14 protein-coding genes and 1 pseudogene are annotated in these 23611 nt (G+C 68.1%); 4 read left to right on the top strand and 11 right to left on the bottom strand.

Annotation, left to right across the window (positions count from 1 at the left end; all coding sequences use genetic code 11):
- Positions 1-2: 2 nt before the first annotated feature.
- From E4J16_RS00355 to E4J16_RS14980, 11 genes and pseudogenes are all read right to left on the bottom strand, one after another.
- Positions 3-950, bottom strand: coding sequence for an ABC transporter ATP-binding protein (locus E4J16_RS00355; RefSeq protein WP_136312921.1), 948 nt, complete (start codon positions 948-950; stop codon positions 3-5).
- Between the two features lie 1579 nt (positions 951-2529).
- Positions 2530-4266 (bottom strand): hypothetical protein, encoded by a 1737-nt coding sequence (locus tag E4J16_RS00350; RefSeq protein WP_136312920.1) that lies wholly within the window; start codon positions 4264-4266, stop codon positions 2530-2532.
- Positions 4267-4271: 5 nt separating this feature from the next.
- On the bottom strand, positions 4272-4973 hold the full coding sequence (locus E4J16_RS00345) for an ABC transporter ATP-binding protein (RefSeq protein ID WP_136194269.1): 702 nt from the start codon (positions 4971-4973) through the stop codon (positions 4272-4274).
- Positions 4974-5045: 72 nt separating this feature from the next.
- A complete protein-coding gene (locus tag E4J16_RS00340; protein ID WP_168709431.1) occupies positions 5046-7820 on the bottom strand; it encodes a DUF4135 domain-containing protein in 2775 nt (924 codons plus the stop codon).
- Positions 7817-9946: a peptidase domain-containing ABC transporter gene (locus E4J16_RS00335; RefSeq protein ID WP_136312918.1), complete on the bottom strand. Its 2130-nt coding sequence runs from the start codon at positions 9944-9946 to the stop codon at positions 7817-7819. Before E4J16_RS00335 ends, E4J16_RS00340 begins: the two co-directional genes overlap by 4 nt.
- Complete coding sequence (gene lanM, locus E4J16_RS00330; RefSeq protein ID WP_136312917.1) at positions 9943-12858, bottom strand: type 2 lanthipeptide synthetase LanM; 2916 nt, start codon at positions 12856-12858, stop codon at positions 9943-9945. The genes E4J16_RS00335 and lanM overlap by 4 nt, the downstream gene beginning before the upstream one ends.
- A gap of 98 nt (positions 12859-12956) precedes the next feature.
- Positions 12957-13118, bottom strand: a complete 162-nt coding sequence (locus tag E4J16_RS14990) for a class II lanthipeptide, LchA2/BrtA2 family (RefSeq protein ID WP_168709430.1) — start codon at positions 13116-13118, stop codon at positions 12957-12959.
- A gap of 55 nt (positions 13119-13173) precedes the next feature.
- Positions 13174-13344 carry a plantaricin C family lantibiotic gene (locus E4J16_RS00325; RefSeq protein ID WP_136312916.1) on the bottom strand — a complete coding sequence of 57 codons (171 nt, stop codon included), beginning with the start codon at positions 13342-13344 and terminating at the stop codon, positions 13174-13176.
- A gap of 882 nt (positions 13345-14226) precedes the next feature.
- Positions 14227-14966, bottom strand: a pseudogene (locus E4J16_RS15415) (transposase); the annotation flags it as partial.
- Between the two features lie 8 nt (positions 14967-14974).
- Positions 14975-15860 (bottom strand): IS5 family transposase gene (locus tag E4J16_RS00320; protein WP_204519867.1). Its coding sequence is split into 2 segments (ribosomal slippage): positions 14975-15652 and positions 15654-15860, totalling 885 coding nucleotides; the frame shifts between segments, so codons are not numbered across the junction.
- A gap of 519 nt (positions 15861-16379) precedes the next feature.
- Positions 16380-16529 carry a hypothetical protein gene (locus tag E4J16_RS14980; RefSeq protein ID WP_168709428.1) on the bottom strand — a complete coding sequence of 50 codons (150 nt, stop codon included), beginning with the start codon at positions 16527-16529 and terminating at the stop codon, positions 16380-16382.
- Between the two features lie 1147 nt (positions 16530-17676).
- On the opposite strand from E4J16_RS14980, the gene E4J16_RS00315 reads away from it, so the two are divergent.
- The 4 genes from E4J16_RS00315 (at position 17677) to E4J16_RS00300 (ending at position 23193) form a co-directional block, all read left to right on the top strand.
- Positions 17677-20439 (top strand): lysylphosphatidylglycerol synthase transmembrane domain-containing protein, encoded by a 2763-nt coding sequence (locus E4J16_RS00315; RefSeq protein ID WP_136312915.1) that lies wholly within the window; start codon positions 17677-17679, stop codon positions 20437-20439.
- A gap of 139 nt (positions 20440-20578) precedes the next feature.
- The gene (locus E4J16_RS00310; RefSeq protein WP_136192124.1) at positions 20579-21013 is read left to right on the top strand and encodes a hypothetical protein; all 435 of its coding nucleotides are present in this window, start codon (positions 20579-20581) and stop codon (positions 21011-21013) included.
- 252 nt (positions 21014-21265) lie between these two features.
- Positions 21266-22504, top strand: a complete 1239-nt coding sequence (locus tag E4J16_RS00305; RefSeq protein ID WP_240038192.1) for a sensor histidine kinase — start codon at positions 21266-21268, stop codon at positions 22502-22504.
- Positions 22501-23193, top strand: coding sequence for a response regulator transcription factor (locus E4J16_RS00300; protein WP_136192123.1), 693 nt, complete (start codon positions 22501-22503; stop codon positions 23191-23193). The genes E4J16_RS00305 and E4J16_RS00300 overlap by 4 nt, the downstream gene beginning before the upstream one ends.
- Positions 23194-23611: the final 418 nt, after the last annotated feature.

Here is a 23611-nt window from a genome sequence, read left to right as displayed (position 1 = left end):
GGTCAGTCTTCCTCGGGTGTCGTAGTAGCGGTAAGTTCGGTGCCGGTGGCGGCCAGATAGGCGTCGCCCAGCGTGGGCTGACGGATGCCGAGGTCGTAGCATCCGGGAGTCTGGGACAGGAGAGCGAGTGCCTCATCGGTCCGCGCCGTCATGAGAGCGGCGGAGCGGTCCGGGTTGACCGTGAGGTCCCCGAGCGACCGCAGCCGGGAGGCGTTCTCCTCAGTCAGGTCCCCTGACAGGCGGAAGACGACTGCCGGTCCTCCGGCGAAGGAGGCGATCAGCTCCTTTGGGGTCCCGGAGCTGACGCACCTGCCACGGTCCACAATGAACACGGAGTCCGCCAATGCGGTGGCCTCCTCCATGGAGTGTGTGGACAGGACGATCGTCGTGCCGCGGTCCCTCCAGCTGCCGAGGACCGACCACAGTCGTTCCCGTGCCCGCGGGTCCAAGCCGGTGGAAGGCTCGTCAAGAATGAGCAGCTCGGGGTCGGACACCATCGCCAGGGCGACGTTAAGACGCTGGAGCGTGCCCCCCGAGAGCTTGGTCACCTGGCGCTCGACGTACTTCGCCAGCTCGAGGGAGTCGAGGATCTCGTCGGCAGGCCGGGGATGGTCGTAGAAGGAGGACCACAGGTCCAGCAGTTCGCCGACGCGCAGGTACTGGAAGACCTTGGCCTCCTGCGGCTGGATGGCGACGCGGCGACTGAGTTCGTCCCGTGCCGTACGCGGGTCGAGGCCCAGGGTGCGCACGGTGCCCGAGTCGGGGGTGCGCAGGCCGACCGTCATCTCCAGGGAGGTGCTCTTACCGGCGCCGTTGGGGCCGAGGAAGGCGTGGATCTTGTGCTGCTCGGCGGTCAGCGTCATGCCCGCGAGGGCGTCAATGGCCCCACCGGGGGTGTCGTAGCGCTTGCGAATATCCCGCAGTTCAAGCGCGGGGCTCTCGGCGGTCATGGTGAGTGTCTCCTTCAGTTGTGGACGATGTTTCACAGAGGTGTGCCGCCAGGCACTCCTCGAGCGGGTTCAGCGAGCCTTTCTCATCAGGGTTGAGGGCAGGGGGCTAGGGATCGTTGGGGTGGTGCGGGAAGGTGGGTGTGTCGTTAGTGAGTGCACGCGGAGTCTTTCGGCAGCATGCGTCTCGACCAAGAAACCAAGCCCGAAAATGAGGCCTCGCGCGCTGCCCTATCGTGCCACCCTCGACGTACCTGACGCCACCGCCCGCACCGTGTCCCGGTGAATCGCAGCCCACCGCCACCGCCACGACGTCCGTCCCTGGCAGCGGGCCGCCACCAGCTGGGCCCAGACGATCATGCTGCTGCGTCGGCTAACAGGGATCTTTGTGTTTGGGGGGGTGGCTGGTGGTGTGTTCTGGTCGGCCTGAGGGCAGTATCTCCCGCGCCCCCATGCGTAGCCTCCCGCGCCTGAACACGGCCTGCCGCGCCCGAGGGAGACCTGCCGCGTGGTTGTCTTGGGCGGCCGCGCCCCTCAAGCGCGAAGCGCTGGCCAGCGCTGGTTTACGACCCCGGGGTGGTCGCGAATCGCAGCCCAAGATCGTAAATCGACATGGCGCCCGTCCTACCAAGCACAGCCGACCGGGGAACACGAACCCCACCAACCCCGGGGCACGCACTAGGGTCAGGTCCCCGTCCCTGAACCCCAGGGCCAACGGGGAGCTTGGGGGCACGAGCACGGCACCCCGCGAGGAGAACATCCCGGTCGCCGACCCCGCGGGCGCGTACGCAACACCGCTTGACCGTCCGCAACACCATTCACCGCTCTGCTGTACGCCCCGGGAGGCCTTCAGCAGACCGCTAAGTCGCGTCACAATCCCCTAAGTAGCGTCGTAAAGAACCTCCCCGACACCCCCCAGACCCACACCGACACTGGCGCAGGCCAGATGGACTGCCGAGTGCATCGGCGGCGGGCTCTGGCGGGCGGGCCGTCATGGGCCGACGACAGGGGATGGCGTCAGGGGGTGGACGGTTCGTGTGTTTGCCTGACGGCTCGTCAGGAAGCTCCAACAGCTCGGCATGACCGACGACGACTCGTGCACCCACCCCACGGACCGCCGCCGGACGAGCCGAACCGTCGACCAGAGCGCACGAACCCTCACGCACGATCCGCCGATATCCGCCGTGACCCGCCGGGACTCACGGTGAACCATCCCATCCCCGCTCACCGCACCCACCGGGGCGCACACACAAACCACCACCCAGACACCCCACACACCACGCCCACAAACACGCAGAGCCGGTAAAACCTGGTGGCCTAGTGACTGCCGAAGGGCCGCGGGTGGTTATCAAGCCTGCAGCGATCAAGAACCTGGGCCCTGTCCGCCAGGACGCAGAGGTCGGTCACCGGCACCGGCATGAACGGCGTACTCCGTGGTGATGATGAACTGGTCGCCCGGGGCAAGCAGAGAGGCCGCCTGCAGCTGGAGCCAGCCGTGCGGACAGAGGGGTGGCCCTGGCCGGTGAGGCTGTCGCCGACCAGGGCCACCCTGAAAGGGTGCGCGGATGGTGCTCCGTCCAGGTCAGTTCCCGATGACTCCTGGGCGCCGTCGCTCGACGACGATCGCCGTGGTGACGAGGACGGCGGCAAGCACGATGAGCCACATAAGGGCCGAAGTGGTGCTCAGGGTCTCGTCGGCGAAGGAGCTGGGACTGACGAGGTTGTCAACCAGAGCGCTGATGGTGCGTCTACCGACTACTCGCTCCAAGACCGGGCTGCTGCTCTGGAGGAGGGGCTCAGCCAGCAGGAGCCAGCCGGCCACGCCCGCCAGGGCGGGGATCGGCCGGCGGATGAGGACGGCGGCTCCGATGACGCTGAGCTGGGCGAGGACGGCGCCCAGCGGGGCGGCGACCAACATCCGGGTAAGACCGGCAGTGGCCAGGACGGCGCTGACGCTGGTGGCAGCGCTCAGGACCGCAAGACCCGCGGCGATGGACACCAGGGTGACCACCGCCGCCTGGAGGCCGGCGTGGACCGCGCAGGCGGTGATGACGGCGCTGCGACGCGGAAGAGCCGTGTAGACCAGGGCCAGCTCGCGGGTTTGGATGAGACGCAGGTAGGTCCACGAGCCGGTCAGGACGGTCAACGGCAGGCAGAGCATGCCCCACCCGCCGCTGACGGCCACGAACGCGGACTCGGCGTCACTGAGGGCACCGGAGGAGGTCAGGGAGATCTCGAAGATGACCACCACGCCGGCAGTGATGGCGGCGTTCGCGACGGCGGTGAACAGGGTCAGGAGCAGCGTGCGCCGCAACGCTCCGTGGGCGCTCATACTGGCCCAAAGCCAGGCCAGGACATCAGCCAACACACCCCTGCGGGACCTGGCCCCGGTAGTGGGGGCAGGCGCTCCCACCAGGTGAGGGCGAGCGGCGTCGCCGTCGGCCGCCTGACGCGTCGGGGTTGCTGCGGCCGTGGCGGTATGCGCGGAGGCGGTCGTCGTCGGGGTGGCGCTCATGGCGGGTGCGGCCTCGGCGGTCAGAGCGACGGTGTGCAGGCCCCAGGGCCGTCCGGCCGGGTCGGCGGTACGCATGAGGAGGAAGGCGGCGGCCGCACAGGTGAGGGCGGCCAGGCCCGCCAGCGGCAGGAAGCCCCAGGTGTCAAAGGCAGGCAGGCCCATCTCGCCCCAGCCGCCGTACAACCACATGACAGCGGCGGAATACGGGGCCAGGGCCGCTCCGACGGACGGAGGCACGAGGTTGCCCACGACGGTGAAGAGGAGCTTCTCGATCACCTGGCTCCAGAGGACCAGTCCCGTCGCCACCCACGGCAGTGACCTCAAGTTGGCCAGGACGGCCACGCCAAAACCGAAGCACACTGCCAGCGGCGGCAGCACCAGCAAGCGAGCGGCCATCGGGGCGGCGGCGGCCAGGGCGGTGGCGGCGTCGGGCCAGCCTCCCAGCGGCATGAAGGCCGCGATGAGGACCAGGGACCCCAGGGCGCTGACCTGGGCGGCGACAAGGGAGGAGACGAGCTTGGCGGCCAGGATCGCGCGCGGACGCGGACGGACCAGGACGACACTGGCCAGCATGCCATCACGCGCGTCACCGGCCAGGACCAGGACGGGCAGAGTGAACCACGCCAGGCGGCAGACAAGCTCGTTAAAGCTCAGTGCCATGCTCACATAGGAGCCGGCGGAGGAGGAGTACGCCAGGGCGAGGTAGATGTCCAGGAGGGCGCAGGCGGCCAGTGCTCCTGTCAGCAGCAGGGCGGGCCACCGGTAGACGTAGAGCTTGTAGAGCTCGCTGATGAGCAGTCGCATCGCTATCACCGCTCCTTGGGGGCGAGGTGCTTGAAGAAGGCGTCTTCCAGGCTGCCTTCCGCCTCGAAGTCGCTCAGGCTGCCACTGCCGGTGACGCGTCCGTTGGAGATCATGACGACGCGGTCGGCTACGGCGGAGACCTCGGTCAGGATGTGGGAGGACAACAGGATGCCCCGGCCCTGGTCTCGTAGCTCTCGTAGCAGGTCACGGAACCAGCGGATGCCCTCGGGGTCCAGTCCGTTGAGCGGCTCGTCCAGAACGAGGTAGCGCGGGTCGCCCAGCAGCGCTCCGGCCAGGCCCAGGCGCTGGCGCATGCCCAGGGATAGGCGCGAGACACGTCGTTTGGCGGCGTAGGCCAGGTCGACCTGCTCTAGCAGCAGGGGGATGCGGGAGCGGTCCAGGCCCCCGGCGATGGCCAGCCAGTTCAGGTACTGCGTCACCGTCTGGCCCCCAGCGATCCACTGGGCGTCGAGGATGGAGCCGATGGTGCGCATCGGCTGAGGCAGCTTCGCGTAAGGGGTCCCCTCGATGAGGGCGGTGCCCCGAACGGGGCGCTCCAGGCCCAGCAGGATGCGCAACGTGGTGGACTTGCCCGAGCCGTTGGGCCCCAGGAAGCCGACGATCTCGCCGGTGGAGACCTCGAAGGACACGTCGCGCAACTCGAAGCCCGAATAGGCCTGGCACACGTCAGTCAGGATGATGGACATGGTGATACTCCCATGGTTGAGAACGGTTTGGAGTGATGGGTGTTTTTTGGACAGTCAGTTGTTGTGTGTTTGTCAGGCCGTTTTCGGGGTGACGGCCGACATCGGGCTAACGGGTCCTCCGATCAGATGATGCTGCGGGGCGGGCAGGCGGGGGCGCAGGCTCACTGCGTCAAAGGTGCCGGGGCCCCGTGTGAGCCGGTGCATGGTGTCCAGGAGGCCGCCCCACCCCAGCATGTAGCCCTGGACGGTCGTGCGGCCGACCGCGCCGGTCTGGGTACCGCGGGAACGGGCCCGGCTTACGGCCCCGGTCCACAATAAGCCGGCCTGGGTCATGCCCTCGGGAAGGAGTCCCGTCTCTGAGGCCAGTAGAAGAGCCTGTATGCAGCCGCTCACCCCGTGGCACACGGACAGGTCAACGGGGTCCTCTCCCAGAGCCTGACTGCTGATCCGGGCGGCGAGGGCCCCGGCGGTCGAGGGCGGCGCTTCAAGGCCCATCCGGTGCAGGTCGGACAGAACGATCAATCCGCCCGAGGCCCCGGCGCACCACGACGTGCCCAGCCGGGTGTCCTCCAGGCTGCCTTGCAGGCCGCGGAGGATCTTGGTCAGCGGCTCGTCAACCGCAAGGCCGAGGGCGTGGCGTGCGCGGACCTGGGCCCACAGGGCCCCTACCTCCCCGTGGGCGAGATTGTACCAGTCCCGTTCCCAGCGGACCTCGGGCAGCAGTTCCTCCAGCCGGCTGAGGGCGGCCACGAGGCGGTCACCCACCTGGTCGGGCTGGCTCGCCGCAGCGAGGATGCTGCCAGACAGGCCCGTGATGAGATCGATGTCCTCAGGCCGTGGGCACAGGCGGGCGAGCACGTGGGGGCCAGGTGGGACGGCAGCCATGTCGTCATCTGGAAGCCAGCCGTGCATCGGACCGGCAAACACCGACAGGACCGGGGTGCCAGCCGACTCGTCCTGGATCGCCAGCCGGGTGCTCAGTGCGGCTCGCGCCTGCCGTGCCAGGGGCGAGCCGGGGTGCCTGGAGACCAGAGTGGCGACGAGACCACCGAGGTCGTGGAACGACATGACCCGGTCGAGCTCGAAGGTCTCCAGGCCGTCGTGGCCGAGGTGGGACAGCCAGGAGGCGCCCAGACCCTCATCGGTCAGACCCCGCAGCGCCGTGCGCTCCAGGAGCCTCAGGACGCCATTCGCGCAGCGGTTCGGGTCTTCCTCCAGCGCTCCCTCGACGAGAGGGGCGGGGTAGGGACGTCCTTGCCCCGCAGCGAGCTCGCCGAGCGAGGTCTCGAGAACCTGGTGGTGGAAGAGCGGGTCGCGCTGGCAGAAGCGCCGGAGCGAGGTGGTCGCCGCTGCGACGGGGCTCGCGGCGAAGTAGGGGCGAGATACCGGCTGGCCACGGTGGAGCAGCCGTGTTCCGTCGGCCCGGACCTGGAAGGCCGGGACGTCGAAGTTGGCAAGGTCTTTCCGCTCTCGCGCCCCGACGGCCCCGTCGTCGTTGTAGTCCTGGTCGCGCAGGACGGAGAGGATCCCCTGTCGCTGCCGGGCGTCGCGGAGCGCGCTCAGCTGGACGGAGGCGTCCAGGAGCTTCGTGTAGGTCTCCGTAGGGCGCAGCACGACACGGAACGTCCCTGAGCCGGACTGCTGCAAAAGCGAGACGACCTCCTCCTGGCACTCCCTCAGTGCTGCGTGCATCCTCAGGTATCCGGCAGTGACGCGGTCGATGTGGTCGACGGGGTCGACAACCTCGCCGTAGAGGCGCACGACGTTGGCCTCATGGTCGATCTGCACCTCGGAGCGGGCCATCCGCACGGCGTCCGTGCCGTCGTCGAGGAGGGTGAAGGTCGACTTTCGGGAGACCTGCTCCCAGGGGACCCCCAGCGCGCACAGCAGGATGTCGAAGGCTCCTTCCCTCACCCGCATGGGGAGCATGAGCGTGGAGCCCGGAGACCTTTCGCCCGCCTCGAGGAGGATGTCCCCAAGACGGTTGGAAGGACCCACGGTGCCGGGCTGAAGGAGTGTCTCTGTGTCGATGACGCACGGGCTGGGTCCACGCACGATGACATTCTCGTGGTGCAGGTCCCCAGCGCCGATAGCGGTCAGGAGGGCGGCCAGGAGTCCGAAGCGGTAGAAGTACTGACTGACCTCACCGGGGGTTGCGGGCTCCCGAGCGGGGACGAACTCCTGCCAGCTGCCCCACGAGCCGGCAAGGGTACGGGGAGCGCAACCGGTCAGGTCCTCCCCGCAGTATCGGCTCACGAGCCCGAGAAGGTCTGCCAGCAGGAGGTCTCCGTCAGCGCTGTGCGGCTTGAACAGGATGCGCTCGCCACTGGCGCAGGACAGGACCGTGACGGACTGGCCGCCGTTGTGGCTGTCGCCCTTGCCGAAGGTGACGGTCTCCGGGTCGAAGTCTGGCGGAATGAGTCCGCAGGAGACCAGGTGCTGGCGGTCCTCCTGCCAGGCCTGGGCCAGCTGCCAGGCGTTGGCGACGTGCATCGAGGCGCGAGTACGCAGGAGCTGGTCGGCTGTTGGCCAGCGTAGCCGGAGGCCTGCGACGACCTCCGGCCTGCCCAGGTGGGCGGCGTAGCGCCGCAGGGCCTGCTGGGAGTCGGCCTGCATGGGGAGGCCCGCGTCCTGACGGAACTCGTGAAACTCTTCAAGGAGGGCACGGAACCAGATCCGGGAGGCCTCCTCAAGGATCTTGTCGTGGACGCTGTGCGTGAGGTGGGCGGGCAACGCGGCGGCCTCGGTCTGCTGGAGGGACTGCGCCGTGACGGCCTCGAGGAAGGGGTGGAAGGCATCGAAGGCGGAGGTCAGGGCCTGTGTCGTGGGCAGGGCGGGGGCAGTCATGCTGCAGCACCTTTCTTGTAGAGGGCGGCGTAGGTGGAGTTGGCCTGGATGAGGCTCTGGTGGGTGCCGTGCTCGACGACTCGGCCGGAGTCCATGACGTAGATGCTGTCGGCGGAGCGCACTGTCTCCAGGCGGTGGGCGATAACGACTCGTGTGCATCCCAGGTCGCGGAGGACCTTGTTGACGCGGTGCTCGTTCAGCCGGTCCAGGGCGCTGGTCGCCTCGTCCAGCACCATGATTCGGGGCCGGCGCAGCAGTGCCCGGGCGATAGCGAGGCGCTGACGCTGTCCGCCGGAGAAGTTCGCACCGAGGTCGGACACCTGGGTGGAGTAGCCCATCGGGAGGCTGTCGATGAAGTCGAGGAAGCCCAGGGAGCGGCAGTGCCGGACGATCTCCTCCTCGGGCATGTCGCTGCCGAGGGCCAGGTTCTCCATGAGGGTGCCGTTGTGGAGGGTGACGTCCTGCGGGACGTAACCGATGTGCCGACGCAGCGCGTCCCGGTCGTAGTCCTCAAGCAAGTGGCCTCCGATGCGGACCTGGCCTGAGGAGGGGGCGTAGAGGCTGCATAGGACCTTTGCCAGAGTGGTCTTGCCGGAGCCCGACTGGCCCACCAGGGCGGTCATCTCTCCCTCGCGAATCGTCAGGCTGACACCGTCGAGCACAGGTACGGGCTCGTTGGCGTAGCGGAAGGACAAGTTCTCCAGCTCGATGCGGCCGTCACGGATGACGCTGATCGCACCGCCCGTCGGCTCGGGCGCGGTGGCGATGATGTCCTCGAGGCGGTCAAGGTGGTTGGAGCAGGTGATGAAGTCGGTGTAGGTGCCCAGCAGGCCTGAGACGCCGGCGAGCATCGTGGCCGCCAGGGAGGAGACGGCCACAGCCTGCCCCAGGGAGGTCGAGGGAAGCGTCGTGCCGTAGAGCAGCAGCGTGAAGGGGCCGAAGAGCTGAAACGCGGCGCTGACCGAGCCCACGATCCCGTTCTGCCAGCGCATCCTGCTGTGGAGGGCGGTGAGGGAGCGGTCGTACTCCTTGCGCCACTTGCTCTCCATTGTCGTGGTGTAGCCGCCGATCTTGATCTGGGCGATGGAGGAGACCGCGTCGTACTGCACCCCCTGGGCCTCCATGAGCGCGGTGATCTCCTCGTCGATGGCCCGACTGAGGGGCTGGCGGGTCAGGAGGAGGAAGGCGAGGAGAAGGACGAGGATCACCGTGGCGGCCAGGCCGAGCTGAGGTGAGACGACCCAGATGTAGCCGAGGACGACGATGGCTGTTCCCAGGTCGAACAGGGAAGACACCAGCTGGCTGGACAAGGTGTCGCGCAGGTAGTTGACGCCGGCGAGGCGTTGCATGAGCTCGCCGGGCACGCGGGTGGCGAAGTAGGACAGGGGTAGGCGCAACAGGTGCCCGAAAGAGGTCTGCATGAGTCCGGCTCCCAGGCGTCTGACCACGCGTGAGGTAGCCAGGGTGCGCACGTACTCCACGACGATGTACAGCACCACGGTGGCTGCTGTGGCGAGCAGGAGGGTACGGGCCGATGTCCCGGCGCCTGCGGGTGCGCCGGTCACATGGTCGACGAGGTGGGCCGTGATCATCGGCATGACGAGGGTGACGAGGTAGGTCAGTACCGTCGTCGCGGCGATGACTCCCGTGCTGGCCAGATCGAGGTCCCAGGTGAGTCCGGGCAGCCGCCACTGGTGCAGCGGCTGGCGGCGTCGGGGCTGGAAGCCGGGCCCGCGCGTGGCTGTGAGGATCACGCCGGAGTAGTTCTCGTCAAAGGTGGCGCGTGAGAGCGTCCTGCGTCCCAGGGCGGGGTCCATGAGCTTGACCCGATGGCGGCCGAGGTGCTCCAGGACGACGAAGTGGGACTTCTCCCAGAAGACGATCGCCGGTAGCGGCAGCTCGGTCAGCCGTCCGGTCCCGGCCCGGTAGGAGCGGACCTTGCAGCCGTTGTCACGCAGGTAGTCCTGCAGCTCGGTGATGGACAGCCCAGACCGGCCTGGTCGCAGGCAGCGACGGGCGTCGGTGAAGGAGCGGTAGCACCCCAGGTGCTCCAGGACGGCCAGGCAGCAGGCGAGACCGCACTCCGTCTGCGAGACCTGGGTGCGCACGGGGACACGGTGCCTCATGAGTGGACCTCCAGGGTTGTCGGGGAGACTGTGATGGTGGGGTCGATGCGTTCCGCCAGGTGGAGGAGTGAGCCGGCGATCCCGATCATCAGGCCGTCGCTGAGGGAGTAGCGACTGTGCGGATCGCGACTCTTCCGGGCGATGGCCTGCGGGGTGATGACCTCCTCCATGCGGGTCAGGACGGAGGTATCTGTGCATGCGCCGTGGTCGATGAGCCAGCGGGCGGCGTCGTAGTCGCCCAGCGAGCCGTGGCAGTAGGTGAGGTTGTAGGCCGCCCCGTCGTTGGCGATGTCGGCTGTCAGCCCTGTCAGCTCGCTCCGGTGGACGTCTGTGAGTCCCTGGGTGAGCCGGGCGGCTGCGAGGCCGAGGAGCACGCCGGCGCGTCCGTGGCACCAGCCGTGGTTGACGTGACTGCGGTCCGAGGCGGTAAACCAGTTACGGCTGTCCTCGTCCCAGAAGGTGGCCAGGTGGTCCAGGAGCGTGGGTATGTAGCGCTGAGCCTGAGGGTGCTGTGCGACGGTGTAGAGGACTCCGGCTGTGCCGTGAGCGAAGCCGGAGTGGTGGGCGACCTCGGTGTCCTTCCAGCTGCCGTCCGTGATGGTGGCAAGGGCCTTGTCGAGGTCGTGGCCGACTATGGGCTCCGTGACGCCGAGCATCTGGCTCACGCGCCAGGAGGCGATGACTCCGCTGATGGTGTCGAGCTCGTCCGCCGGGTCGGTGGGGCGGGTGCTCCTCCACAGGTGGCGCAGGAGGTCACCGCTGGAGCGGCACCAGTCGGGGCGCTCCAGGACCTGTCCTGCCGCCCACAGGGCCCAGGCCACGCCCGCGGCGCCCGCGTAGGTTCCTCGTACCGGGGAGGCGGCCTCAGGATCATCTCCCACCACGTCGATGGTGGTGTCGAAGATCTGGGAGGCTGCGCGGGTGAGGGCCGTGTCGCTGAGCGCGCGACCTGCGCGGGCGAGGGCGAGGGCGGTGCCCAGGCGGCCGGTGTAGAGGTCGTATCCCAGTACGCCGGGGGGCCAGGGGCGGGTCGTCTCCACTGAGGCGAGGGGGCCGATCCACGTCATCGGGTGGCGAGAGTCGGTGTCGGTGAGCATACGAGCGACGATCTGTCCGCCTAGGTTCGCCGCGAGGTCGGTGAGCGTCATGCGGTCCTCACTCGGCGCCCACGACGCCGGGCGGGGGGCGAGTGCCGGGCGGGCCGTCGGGGCGATGGACTCGTCGGGAACGATTCCACAGAAGGCCGAGCGGATGAGACGCAGCTGGCGGGCCAGATCGGTCTCGTCCAGTGCCCGGATCCGTTCCAACGCAGTATCAATCGGCGCCCGGTCCAGTGGTAGGAGGGCTCGTGCGCCGGCGGCGTCGAGGACATGGGGCCTGCTCGTGTCGGTGGTGAAGTAGGGGATGTCCTGGTCCAGGAGGCTGCTCACCTCCTCGGCGATGAGCCGCGTGTGGGAGGTGCCCGTCAGCCCGACCCGCAGGGCGAGCATCCGAGCGAGCCCGGCTGAGCCTGCGGCGAGTGGGGAGGTGAGTGTGGACAGGATCTGGGCGTAGAACTGGGTCGGGTTGTGGATGTAGCGCAGGCGCAGGCCCGAGCAGCAGTCGGCGACGACATTGAGCAGCGTCTCGCGGCTGCCCATAAGAGCGCGGTAGGTCCGACTGAAGGCGGAGGCGAAGGCGTCCGAGCAGGCGCGCACCTCGTCCAGGTCAGTGCCGCGATGGCGCTCTGGCTCCGGCTCCGTCCCCTCTTTGGTGAGGATTACTGACATCTCGTCGGTGAAGGGGTTGGTGATGGCGTGGTGGCGGAACGCCCCGCCGTTGACCTGCTCCTGCGGGCCGAGGAGGCCGACGTCGTAGTAGGAGTCGGGGTCCTCAGGACGTGACACGACCATGGGCAGCACGCCTGTGCCGAATACTGACTGGGCGAGTAGTCGGTTGGCCTCGTGGTGGGCTGTTGCACTACCGCCGTCCTGGTTGGGGACGTAGGGGTGCAGCATAGTCTCCATGTCGATGGGTACGGGGCCGTCCGCGGTGAGCAGGACGTTCTCCGCATGCAGGTCGTTGCATCCCAGGACGTAGAACAGGGCCGACAGGCCACCGGTTTGTCCAGCAGCATCGACCAGGCTGACGTCGTCGGTGGCCTCGACGAACTCGGCGTAGCCATAGCCCTCTTTGCGGATGACGTGAGCCGAGCGGTAGTGGCCGATGATGGGTGCCAGGCGGGAGACGATCTGCTCATAGGCCCATTCGCCGTCCATCGAGCGGGGCTTGTAGACGAATCGGACGCCGCTGGACGTGGTGACGGTGGTGACGCGACGGCCGTGGTGGTGGCAGTCGCCTCCCGTCTGAAGGCTGGTGACAGTATCGGTGGGTGGGATGCCGAGCTCGCTGGTGATCTCGTCCCAGTCCAGCTCAAGGCGGCGGACGAGCTCGGTGAGGAAGGCTTCGGTGTTCCTCATGGTGGTCATCAGCATGGTCCAGGCGACGGGGAACCGTGAGCGAATGAGAGACGGGCGGGAGGCCAGGCGCCTGGTGAATTCGCGGTAGCGGTCGTGCGGAGTGTCCGCCCGCAGCGCCCCCTGATCGCGCTCCTTCCGGAGAAGGCTGACAAGGGGACGGGTGAGGATGCTGTCTAGGGAGTCGACAACGATGCGGCGGCGGGTGCTCCTGGCGGTCGCCAGGAGATCGCCTCGGTGGGTGCGCTCCTTCCCAGGGTGGTAGGTAGCGGCCTCCACGGCCTCGTACAGGTGCTGGAAAGGGGTCCGTTCCTGGCTGGCAGGAAGGGTGAGCGGGCCGATGTCGTCGCCGGGGTTGGAGGGTGGGAGCGAGACCTCGCTCATGCGCTCGAGGTAGTCGCTCAGGCGAATGCTGTCGAGCTCTGGGAAGAGGTCGGTGGCGTCCAGGGTCGTCATGTGCGGAGGTCTCTTTCCGTCAAGGAGGAGGTGCTGAGGAGGAGAAGTGAGGGGAGGGAGGGAGGAAGCAGTACTCCCTCCCTCCCCTCAGCGATTGGTCACCGGCACTTGCTAGTGCATACTGCGGTCGGGCAGATGGTGGTCGTGATGCCAATGCCGCAGGGCCAGGAGCTGGGGGTTGTTCCGCCGTAGGCGCTGATGTCATTCAGCTCCTCCAGCTCGGAGGCGGTGTAGGTGCCGGTCAGGTTCTCATGGGTCATAGTCGTGTCCTTTCGGTCGGTAGCTGCTGGTGGGTTGATTGTCGTGCGAGGGCGATTAGTTGCACATACTCTGGCACTCCTTGGTGAGGGTGCAGAAGAATCCGCGGTTCCCGAGCTTTCGCGACAGCCAGGAGACGCCGCCGTTTGCGGTGATGTAGTCCTGCTCGGTGATCTCGTCGAGGAGGTCGTTCTTGGCGGTGGAGGTGGAGGTGAACTTGGCGTTCATTTGAGTGTTCCTTTCGGGTCGGGTGTGAGTGGTGCGGATGCTGTGGGCTCCCCACCGGTTGTCGTTGCTGACAGGGACAAGTGTGTTCGCCGTCCGGGGTGCTTCCCATCAGCAGAACGGCTCAGACTTATGAGACTTAAGGAGGAGCCAGGGCCAACCATCGTCTAGTTGATCCAGAATGCTGAGACCGGGCCCGCTCCACCACGGGGTGCGGCAGCACTGAGCCTTTCTCACCCGGGTTGGGTGCGAGGGTGCACATATGTGGCGCTTCCGGTTTGCAGGTGTGAGGTCTGGCCGGGGCGTGTCCTCTAGCAGCCCCGCCAGGTCATCTGGACCGGCTCGTCGTGCTTGTGGATGTGGCGGCCGGCGTGTCTCCGGGTGAGGAGACCGGTGGGCCTGCCGGCTCGACACGGTGACCGTCGCCCAGCTGTCACTGATTGCACCACTTTACCTGCCCGGACAGGAGCCACCTAGCACAAATCGTTGAAATCATGCGGTTCTGTTGACCGGGTTCCCGGCGCGTCCCGGCGAAAGTGGTGCAATCTGTGACAGCTGGGAGCACCATCGGATGCTCACGGGCGCTGCGCGTTTGCGGGCGTGGTGGTGCGGGCCCGCGGGTGGTCGTGCCCGGGCTCGCGGGTGGTCGTGCTCGGGCGCGCTGTTCGGCGTGCACCGCCGGCTAGGAGGCCGTGCTCGGGACGGGGTGGTCGTGCTCGGGCGTCGGGGCAGCGAGGTTGTGGGACCTGCGCGGAGGTTCTGGAGCTGAGGAGGACTTGTGGCCGGCGGGGGGTGTCCTCGGGGCGGTGTCGCGGGCGTCGAGCGAGTGCGGTCAAGACCAGCGCGCGGGAGCCTGTCAAGTTTTCTGTGTAAGCGGGTTGTTGCTTACAGGTAGGGGTTGATTCGTTCTGGGTAGGCCAGGGCCTGTTGTTGGAGGGCTTGTTTCCAGTTGGTGGTTACCGCTCCTTCCACGAGCCGGCCCTTGGCTTTGCGTTTGCTGGCGGGTAGGTTCTTCTCCTTCTCGCGCTGTCTGGCGCGCTTGTCCACGGGTGTTGCAGATCGCCAGCCACAACAGCTTCACCGCGGCCTCATCGGAGCGGGTGCTGGCCCCTGTTCTTCGACACCTTGCGCAGCTGGTAGCTGGGCGACTCGATACTGTTGGTGGAGGGGGTACCTCCCACGAAGTGGGGGAGAGATGACCCGGCGCAGCATCGGCCGGAGTACGCCAGGAACGGCGGTGTTCCTCTCCCAGGCGTCGGTGAAGGCCTGTGTCCGCCGCCGGGTAGCGCTGGCCGAGTTCGCTGGCCTCGAAGGCCGCCAGGGCCACCCCGGGGCGGCCTCCTCGTTGGCGGCCTGGCAGGGTCGGCCGCAACGCGGCGCACACGCCCCTTGCGGTCCTTGTAGGACACGAACCGTGTGGCAGCCCGGACCCGGGTGCACTACGCAGGTCCGGGGCGGTGGCCTGTGGCCAGGTCGCCTCGATCGCCTCAGGGAACCCGGTCAGCCCGCCCGGCACACGATCAGCACGCCCCTAGGACGCCGCGGTTGTGCCGGCACGGGCGCACACCCCGGCCCAGAACTTAGCTCCCTCATGGGCCAGGTGCCCAGATACCCAGGACGTGCTTAGGGCGTGTTATGTAAGTCGTTTGAGCCAGTGGTCGATGCTGGCGATGTGGGTGGTGGCTTGGTAGCGGACGGCGAGCTTGTCGTACCTGGTGGCCATGGCGCGGTTCTGCTTGAGCTGGCCGAAGCACCGCTCCACGGCGTTGCGGTCCTTGTAGGCCACGGGGTCGAAGGCGGGCGGTCTGCCCCCGGCGCTGCCGCGTCGGCGGCGGTTGTCGGCCTGGTCTGCCTTGATAGGGATGGTGGCCTTGATGTGGTGGTTGCGCAGCCAGTCCCGGTTCCCCTTTGAGGAGTAGGCCTTGTCGGCCAGCACCATCTGCGGCCTGGTGCGGGGCCGTCCACCGGCAGGACGCTGGACACATATCTTGTCTAGGACGGGGATCATCATCGGGCAGTCCGCGACCTGTCCGGCGGTCAGCACCCCGGCCAGCATGCCGCAGGCGGCGTCCACGGCGGCGTGAACCTTGGTCGACCAGCCACCCCGAGAGGTCCCCAGGGCGTGATCCTCGGGCTCCCCCTCCACCAGCTGGGGACTGTCCTTGCGCGCCCCAGCGGCATGCACATGCGCCCGACAGGTGGTCGAATCCACCGACACCCGCCAGCCGATCTTGCCGGCGGCGTCGGCCTGGGCGACAAGGGCGGACTCGATGCGCTCCCACACCCCATCGGTCTGCCAGGCCCGGTACAGGGCGCAGGGCCCTCCACCACGGCCCGTAGCGGGCCGGTACGTCACGCCAGGGCGCACCGACCCGGGTTCTCCACCGTACGGCGTTGATCATGTCCCGCAGCGGATACACGCGCGGCCTGCCACGAACAGGCGGGGCGGGCAGCAGGGGCTCGAGCAGCCCCCACTGAGCATCGGTCAGGTCATGACGAGCGGCAGCGTCTATACTCAACGGTCGAGGCCTTTGGCAGTGTCACGGTTTGTTCTCACACCACCCGTGATACCCCAAAGGCCTCACCCCATCCCGCACACCACGCCGACCACCCCACCCGACTAACGCAACACGCCCTAATCCCGTCCATGCCCCGCCCCAACGGCGATATGCGCGGCCCGGTTGGAGACATGGGCCCCGTCGCGGATCCCGGCCACGATCGCGCCCCTGGCAGAATCACCGGGTAGGTGGGCCACCCGGCGGCCGGCGGGGCCAGGCCAGCACCTCCCCTGCCAGGTCTGGTCGGTGATCTTGCTGATCGTCTCGTGGCACCGGCTCGGTGCCGATGGTCGAGGCCAAATGATGCCGGGGTGTCCCGCACCCTCAATGCCGCCGGCGTACAGGCCGGGTGATCATCCCGTCCAGGCCGCCCCCGGGCGGCGCTGTCCCTTGGGTACCAGCATCGGGGTGAAGGTGCCGGCCCTACCCCTGCGGCACGACCTCCGGGTCGACATCCCCGATCCTTAAGTGCTGATCGTCTTACGGCTGGTGCCGCCAAAGGGAGTTGGTATGCGCCGCGGCGTCGGCAGCGCCCTTCTCGTAGCCCAAGTGGCTGGTCAGCTCGGCCTCAAGACCCCGCTCCAGGGCCGCCTTGAGCACGCCGGTCAGCAGCCCATCCTCTCCAGTCAACGGGGTACCGGCATCGATCTGCGCGAAGATCTCACCCCGACGCGCCCGAGGCCTTCAGCTCCTCCGCGATCTCACGCTGCCGCTCACCAGCCGCAGCCCGGTCTTCAGCAGCAGTCATACTCACCCTCTCGTCTCCTTGTAGGTCGGACCACACCCCTTACACAAACAATCTGACACCCTCCCGGACCCTTCAGCAGACACCGAACCGGCGTAGTAAACCGCGAACCGGCGAGCAGACGAGGTCAGCGCAAAGCACGCCGACGAACCACCTCCCGGCTCCACCCACACCCCCAAACACGAAGCGCCGCATTACCACGGACGGCCTTGGTCGGCTCGCCCTTCCCCATGCCCTTCCCCGTGGCCCAGGTGGTCGAGCCGGCTCTGCCTGCAGGCCCCGCACCCCGGGGGCCCTTCAACAAGGCCGGCAGCAGACCGCCAGCACAGTCAGCACCAGTCAGCTCCAGTCAGCTCCACCCTGCCGGACTCGACCTGCTCAAACAGGCCGTCATCAAGCGCGCCGCAAGGCAGCCGGCTCCCGGACCACACCACTACCAGCCGGAACGGCCTCCCACGCGGCGGCCTTCTTCTCATCAGTCACACTCATGACAGCAGGTGCTCTCAATCAGGGCTCACACAGACCATTGAACACGCTCGGCTAGGACGGTTCAGTGCTCCCCGACAGTTCGCCCAGCCGCAGCCCCACGATGCCACCGCTCCCGCAGCGGCAGCCCCACGCCGACGCCGAGCACACCCACGCACACCCGCCAAAAAGCGGTTCGGGCCGAGCCCCGCTGAGGGGCCCGGCCCGAACTAACCAGGGAGGTTCAGGGACTAGTCAGCTCGGCTCTTGCGTGCCGACGGCGATAAGTCTGCCAAGCGTCGAGACTCTCAACATCGGCCGATCGGCTAGTCGGATCGGACAGCCAATCGGCCGATCCACACTGATTGAGTCCACCCGTTGGACAAATGTGACCCGGTCGCCTCGCTGCGCCACTCCGAGCCCACGCACTCCGAGCCCACCCGATTCGCGGCCGCTCTCCCGGCTGGTACCCACCGGGTGTCCCGCGGCGTCCCAGGGTCCGCCTGGTACGCTCGTTTCGCCCCGGTTGGGGCTGCACGATCCGTAGGCCAACAGGTTGACACCGACATGACAGATGTCCCGCCCCCGGAGAACCCGGAACGCGTCCAGGCGACTTCGCCGGTCGGCATTCCGCGCATTGGCGTCACTCCCGTCGTCGACAAGTCGACGCAGTCCCCCCACACCTCCGCAGGCACCGCGGCCCCTCGGACGACGACACTGCTGGTGGACGCCCCCGAGCGCCACTTGCGCCGCGCCGAGGACCTGCTCGACCTGATCGTGGCCGCACTCGGCCTGACCTTCATGATCATCCTGGCGGCCTACGCCCACGCCACCACCACCGGCGTCACCCAGGACGTGCAGAACGCGCTCGCAGTCGTGCTGCGCCGCGTCCTCGTCTTCCCCCTGCAGGCCATCGAGGGTCTGATCACCTTCACCGTCCCAGTGGTGGTGATCATGAACAGCCTGCTGCGCCGTGCCTGGCGGACGGCGGGCGCGGCCCTGCTGGCCGGAGCCGGAGGCTTCCTCCTGGCCTGGCTGAGCCTGCACGCCCTGAACGCGTGGGGCCCCAGCATTCTCGCCTCCGGCCTGACCGTGACCGCCTCCGGCTCCGCCCGTATAGGCATCTCCACGGTGTTCGCCACCCTGGCGGGCCTGCTCACGGGTGCGGGCGAGCGTCGGTCCTCCCCCGTCATTCGGCACACCTGGACCGCCGTGTGGATCGTGGTGGGGCTGGCGGTCCTGCGCAGCGCGATCACCCTGCCGGGAGCCATCATCTCCATCCTGCTGGGACGCCTGCCCGGACTCGCCGTGCGCTACGCCTTCGGGGTCGACGACACGCGTGCCCACGGCGTCGCCCTGGTGCGGGCCCTGCGTCGCGCCGGCATCGATGCCGTCCGCGTCGTACGCATGGACCGCGCCCCCGCCGCCCGCGCCTGGACGGTTGAGACCCAGACGCCGCTGGGATACACCGAGCGCGTCCGCGAGACCCCCCTGACCGCACCCACAGCACTCGACGACGCCGAGGCCACCGCCACCGTCGTCGACGAGGCCCCGGACGCCCCACCCCCGCCCGAGGTGACCTCTCCACTGCTACCGGAGGACAGTTCCACGATCACCCCCGCCGACGACGTCGACCTCGCCGTCGTCCTGGCCGAGGCCTCCTCCGCGGCACTCACCGAGGGGCGGCTGTCAGCCCACCGCCTGTACGCCGTCTGGGACGCCGAGGGCGTGCGCCGGGACGTCACCGTACTGGACGCCGACCGGCAGGTGGCGGGCTTCCTGGCCACCCTGTGGGACCGGGTCCGCGTGAAGGGACTGTCACCGGAACGGGGCCTGTCGGTGCGCTCGGCCGCCGAGCACGCGGCCCTCATGATCCTTGAGGCGGGTCGCGCCGGCGTGCGCACCCCCGCCCTGGTGGGTATGGCGGAGGCCGACGAGTCCGTCCTGCTGGTGACCGAGCATGTGGACGGCGCCCGCGCCCTGGCGGACCTCGAGGAGGTCGGTGACGACGTACTGACCGACCTGTGGGATCAGATCAGCCGCGCGCACAGAGCCGGCCTGGCCCACCGGGAACTCGACTCCGCGTGCGTCGTCCTCGACGCCGACGGCGCCGTCTGGCTGCTCGGATGGGACTCCGGTGAGACCATCTCCTCCGAGTTGTCCCGCCGAGTCGACCTCGCCCAGGCGCTGGCGCTCACCGCCTCACTGGCCGACGTCGAACGCGCCATCACCGCGGCCTCGCGCTCCCTGAGCACCCAGCAGCTGGCCTCCATCGCCCCCATGCTGCAGCGGGTGGTCCTGCCGGCCGCGACCCGCGAGGCCATGGGGCGGCGCGGCAAGGTACTGCAGGAGCTGCGTGACGCCCTGGTGGACCTGACGCCGACGGCGCATGCCGAGCCGGCCAAGCTGACCCGCTTCTCCCCGCGGACCGTGATCATGGCGATCGTCGGCCTGGTGGCCCTGTGGACGCTGCTGGCCCGCATGAACATCGAGCAGATCACCGACGCCGTCGCCGGGGCGAGCATCTGGTGGATCATCGGCGCACTGGTCTTCTCACTGGCCACCTACGTGGGGGCCGGGCTGGCCCTGGTGGCCTTCAGCCCGGTGCGGCTGTCTCTGTGGAAGTCCACCGAGGTGCACCTGGCCTCATCCGTGGTCTCGCTCGTCGCACCGGCCGGCGTGGGCGGCGCCGCCATCAACCTGCGCTTCCTGTCCCGCAACGGGGTGCCGACGGCGATCGGCGTGGCCACCGTGGCACTGGTCCAGGTGGTCCAATTCGTCGTCACCGTGGTCCTGCTCATCATCGTCGCCGCCACGACCGGCCAGTCGACCAGCCTCACCCTGCCCAGCGGCTGGGTGCTGCTGATCGCCGTCGTCCTGGTCGCCGTCGTCGCCACCGCCCTGTTCATCCCGAAGGTGCGCAGCTGGGTGTGGGACAAGATCGAGCCCACCTACCGGCAGGTGTGGCCGCGGCTGGTGTGGGTCATGTCCAACCCGGGACGGTTGGCGCTGGGACTCGGCGGCACACTCCTGCTGAGCCTGAGCTACATCATGTCCTTCGGGGCCAGCCTGTGGGCCTTCGGCCACACCCTGTCCTTCTCCCTGCTGGCGATCACCTACCTGGCGGCGAACACGGTCGGCTCGGTGGTCCCCTCCCCCGGCGGCATCGGCCCGGTGGAAGTGGCGCTGACGGCCGGCCTGGTCACCGCCGGCGTGCCCAGCGGCGTGGCCCTGTCCACCGCGATCGTCTACCGCCTGGTCACCTTCTGGATCCCGATCCCCGTCGGCTGGCTGAGCCTGCACCGCCTGCAGCGCAACGGCGACCTGTAGCCGCGTCACCAGCAGCCCCGGAGCACACCCGCCGCCCCGGCGGGCCGCAGCGCCCCCCGATTGGATCACCCGATCGGGGGATGCGCGGTAGCGGAGTTACTAGCACAATCGGCAGGACATCATCCCGAAGGAGTCCCTGATGACCATCGAGATACTTAGTGCCATAGTCGGCAGCCTCGCCACCGCCGTCATCACCTTCTTCATCTCCCGCCGCCGGTATCGCAGTTTTCTGACGACCATGGCCGCCATGGGCGGCACCATCACCGACGCGGGCCTGCTCAATACCCTCAAGGCGATCGTGCAGACGGTCACCATTGCCAGCGTCTGCGCAGCCCTCGGCACCGCGCTGCTGATGGCTGCGGGAAGCCTGCTGAATCCCGCGCAGGTGATCATCACCTGCGCGGTCATCCTGATGCTGGCGGTCACGCTCGCCTGGGTTTACGGCAGGTACGCGGTGCTCGCGGAGCTGGCACACACTCGTCACCTGAAGCTTCCCTACGGGCCGTGGGGGCTGTTCCTCGCCCACGGTCGCTTCCGGCCGGTCGCTTCTCGCGCCCGGTCCTCACTTAACTGAGAACGAACGAGCGCCCGAATCGCCATCGGCACCCACGCGCGGCCCTGGACCACCATCGTGCCCCCATACCTGGCCGCCCAACACCGCCGATGCGGCACAGGTGCTCGATACCACTGTCGTATCACTGGCGAATCGCCAGTATCCTCGCCCACGCACGGCTAATGTCGGAGTCGTCATGCCCGTCTCGGGAACGCTTACGACGAGCATTGCTAGAGTGACTCGCATAACAGCGAGCATGGCGGAAGGGGATGCATGACAGTGCTGGGCGATGCCATCGCCTCCCTGGCAGCACGTGCCCGCAGCGTACTTCTACGACAACCCGAGCCACTGTCCCGCCGCCGTATCTACGTGTTCATCGGGGCGATCGTCGGAATCGGGAACCTGGTCTTCAACCTGGCCGCGAATCTGCAGGCGGTCAAGCCCCTCGATCTGGCGTTCATGACCGTGGCCCTGGTATCGGTGACCGTCATCCCGGTGCGGCCGGTACCGGGGGTGCTCGCCTACCTCACCTGCTGGGTTCTCCTGCTGCTGATACCGGCCGCGGACTTCTCAGACATGACCATCAGCAATCTGGCCTTCCTGTTCTTCCTGGGCCGGTTCTTCCCGCCCTGGCCGGCCTTCTCAGTGCTGCTCGCAACACTTCTGGTCGAAGCCGTTCTGCTGGTATCGCTGAGCTCGCCCGGGAACGCGATCGGCAACACGCTGGGGACACTGTGGTACACGGCCCTGATGGGCGCCCTCCTGGTTCCGCTCGGAGCACTGATGCGCTTCGTCGAGGCCTCACGCCTGGCCGAGGCTGAGCAGGCGGACGCCCAGCTCGAGGAGATGCGCCTGGAGATCGCCCGGGAGATGCACGATCTAGTCGCCTACTCCATGTCGCAGACGGCGCTGCGTGCCCAACGCGCCGCCGCCGACACCTCCTACCCGGACCGCGCCCGCAGCGAGTTCACCGCCCTCGAGGCGACTGCCTCGGACGCGCTCCATGAGCTGCGGCTGCTGCTGCGCACGCTGCGCACTCCCTCCTCCGAGCAGGAGAAGTCGATCTCCGCCACCACCGGCCTGGGTAACGCGGTAACCGACCTGCGTACCGCGGTGGGCGCCATCAGCGCCGACGTCTCCTCCGCCGGGTTCGACATCACCTACCGTCATCTGGGTGACTCCGTCCCCACCCGCATCCAGGCCAGCACCCTGTCCCGGGTGGCCAGGGAGATGGGTGCCAACATCATCCGCCACGGCGATCCCCACGCGCCGGTCACCATGACCCTCTCCCTCGGCCCGGAGGTCATCCGGCTGGTGTCCACCAACCGCGTCCGCGACACCGGCGCACATCTGCCCCGCTCCGGAACCGGCATCCTGGGCATGCGGGAGCGCCTGGCCGCCATCGGCGGCACCCTGACCACCCTGTCCGACGACGGCTCCTGGATGGTCACCGCCACTGTCACCGTAACCGACTCACGCCCCATCCTCCTGACCGCGGAGAAACCGTCATGATTCACGTAGGCATCGTTGACGACGACGCACTCGTGCGCCGCACACTCACCGACCTGCTCACCACCGAGGCCATTGACGACATACACGTCGAATGGGCGGCCCGCGACGGGCAGGAGGCCCTGGAGATCCTGCGTTCGCAGACGCCGGAGGCGAATGTGCAGGTGCTACTGCTCGACGTGCAGATGCCGCGTCTGGACGGCATCGCCCTGGCAAAGATCCTGCATCGCGAGCACCCCGAGATCGCCATACTCGTACTGACCACCTTCGTGGCCGACTCGGTGGTGGACCGGGCACTGGCCGCCGGCGTGCGCGGCTTCATCGCGAAGGAGGACCCGGTGGAGACCCTGGCCGCGACCATCCGCCACGTCGCCGCCGGCAACATGGTGCTCTCGCCCACATCCTCCGCCATCATCCGCAGCAGGCCGACCCCGAGCTCGCCCGCGGCGTCGACTCCCGCGCCCTCCCCGCAGGCGGCAACCAAGAGCCTGCCCCCGGGAGTCACCCTCTCCCCGCGGGAGGTGGAGGTTCTGGCCCTGATGGTCGAGGCCAAGACCAACAAGCAGATCGCTCACGCACTCGGTGTGAGTGATGCCACCGTCAAGACGCATGTCTCCACCCTGATCGCCAAACTGGGCGTACAGGACCGCGTTGGCGCCGTGGTTTACGCCCTGCGCGCCGGCCTGGTCTAGCAGATCACCCGATCGGACTAGCCACTTGGGTGATACCCCTGGCTACAGACTGTGGAAGCATTAGCAGCGTCCGTCGTAAACATTGTCCCATTAACAGATTGGATAGCGACTATGGGCCTCTTCGACACCGCAGGCATCTACGCCTCCTGGAACCCCTGGGTAGTGTTCCTCGGCTACAAGTGGCGCTGGGGGTGAACCCGAACGAGCGCTGATGACGGCGCGTCCCCGAAGCAGATTCGGGGACGCGCCGTCGTCGTTCTCCCGCGCTGCCGCCCCGCACATCGGTCCACCCCGCCCGGATCGAACCGCACATTTCCCCCGATCGATCCTCCCAATCGGCCGATTGTCATCGCCCCCGACGGGAGTGGAATACGACGCGTCACTAGCAAGCGACTGCGCAAGGCTTCGACCCGAAGCC

Source organism: Actinomyces procaprae (assembly GCF_004798665.1).
In the GTDB taxonomy this organism is placed as follows: Bacteria; Actinomycetota; Actinomycetes; order Actinomycetales; family Actinomycetaceae; genus Actinomyces; species Actinomyces procaprae.
This window is presented reverse-complemented; position numbering and strand designations above follow the sequence as displayed.

Coding starts and splice junctions, on each gene's coding strand:
- E4J16_RS00350 (WP_136312920.1), bottom strand. CDS start 4,266: ATGCGACTGCTCATCAGCGAGCTCTACAAGCTCTACGTCTACCGGTGG.
- E4J16_RS14990 (WP_168709430.1), bottom strand. CDS start 13,118: ATGACCCATGAGAACCTGACCGGCACCTACACCGCCTCCGAGCTGGAG.
- E4J16_RS00355 (WP_136312921.1), bottom strand. CDS start 950: ATGACCGCCGAGAGCCCCGCGCTTGAACTGCGGGATATTCGCAAGCGC.
- E4J16_RS00310 (WP_136192124.1), top strand. CDS start 20,579: ATGACCATCGAGATACTTAGTGCCATAGTCGGCAGCCTCGCCACCGCC.
- E4J16_RS00300 (WP_136192123.1), top strand. CDS start 22,501: ATGATTCACGTAGGCATCGTTGACGACGACGCACTCGTGCGCCGCACA.
- E4J16_RS00305 (WP_240038192.1), top strand. CDS start 21,266: ATGACAGTGCTGGGCGATGCCATCGCCTCCCTGGCAGCACGTGCCCGC.
- E4J16_RS00315 (WP_136312915.1), top strand. CDS start 17,677: ATGACAGATGTCCCGCCCCCGGAGAACCCGGAACGCGTCCAGGCGACT.
- lanM (WP_136312917.1), bottom strand. CDS start 12,858: ATGACGACCCTGGACGCCACCGACCTCTTCCCAGAGCTCGACAGCATT.
- E4J16_RS00325 (WP_136312916.1), bottom strand. CDS start 13,344: ATGAACGCCAAGTTCACCTCCACCTCCACCGCCAAGAACGACCTCCTC.
- E4J16_RS00335 (WP_136312918.1), bottom strand. CDS start 9,946: ATGAGGCACCGTGTCCCCGTGCGCACCCAGGTCTCGCAGACGGAGTGC.
- E4J16_RS00340 (WP_168709431.1), bottom strand. CDS start 7,820: ATGACTGCCCCCGCCCTGCCCACGACACAGGCCCTGACCTCCGCCTTC.
- E4J16_RS00345 (WP_136194269.1), bottom strand. CDS start 4,973: ATGTCCATCATCCTGACTGACGTGTGCCAGGCCTATTCGGGCTTCGAG.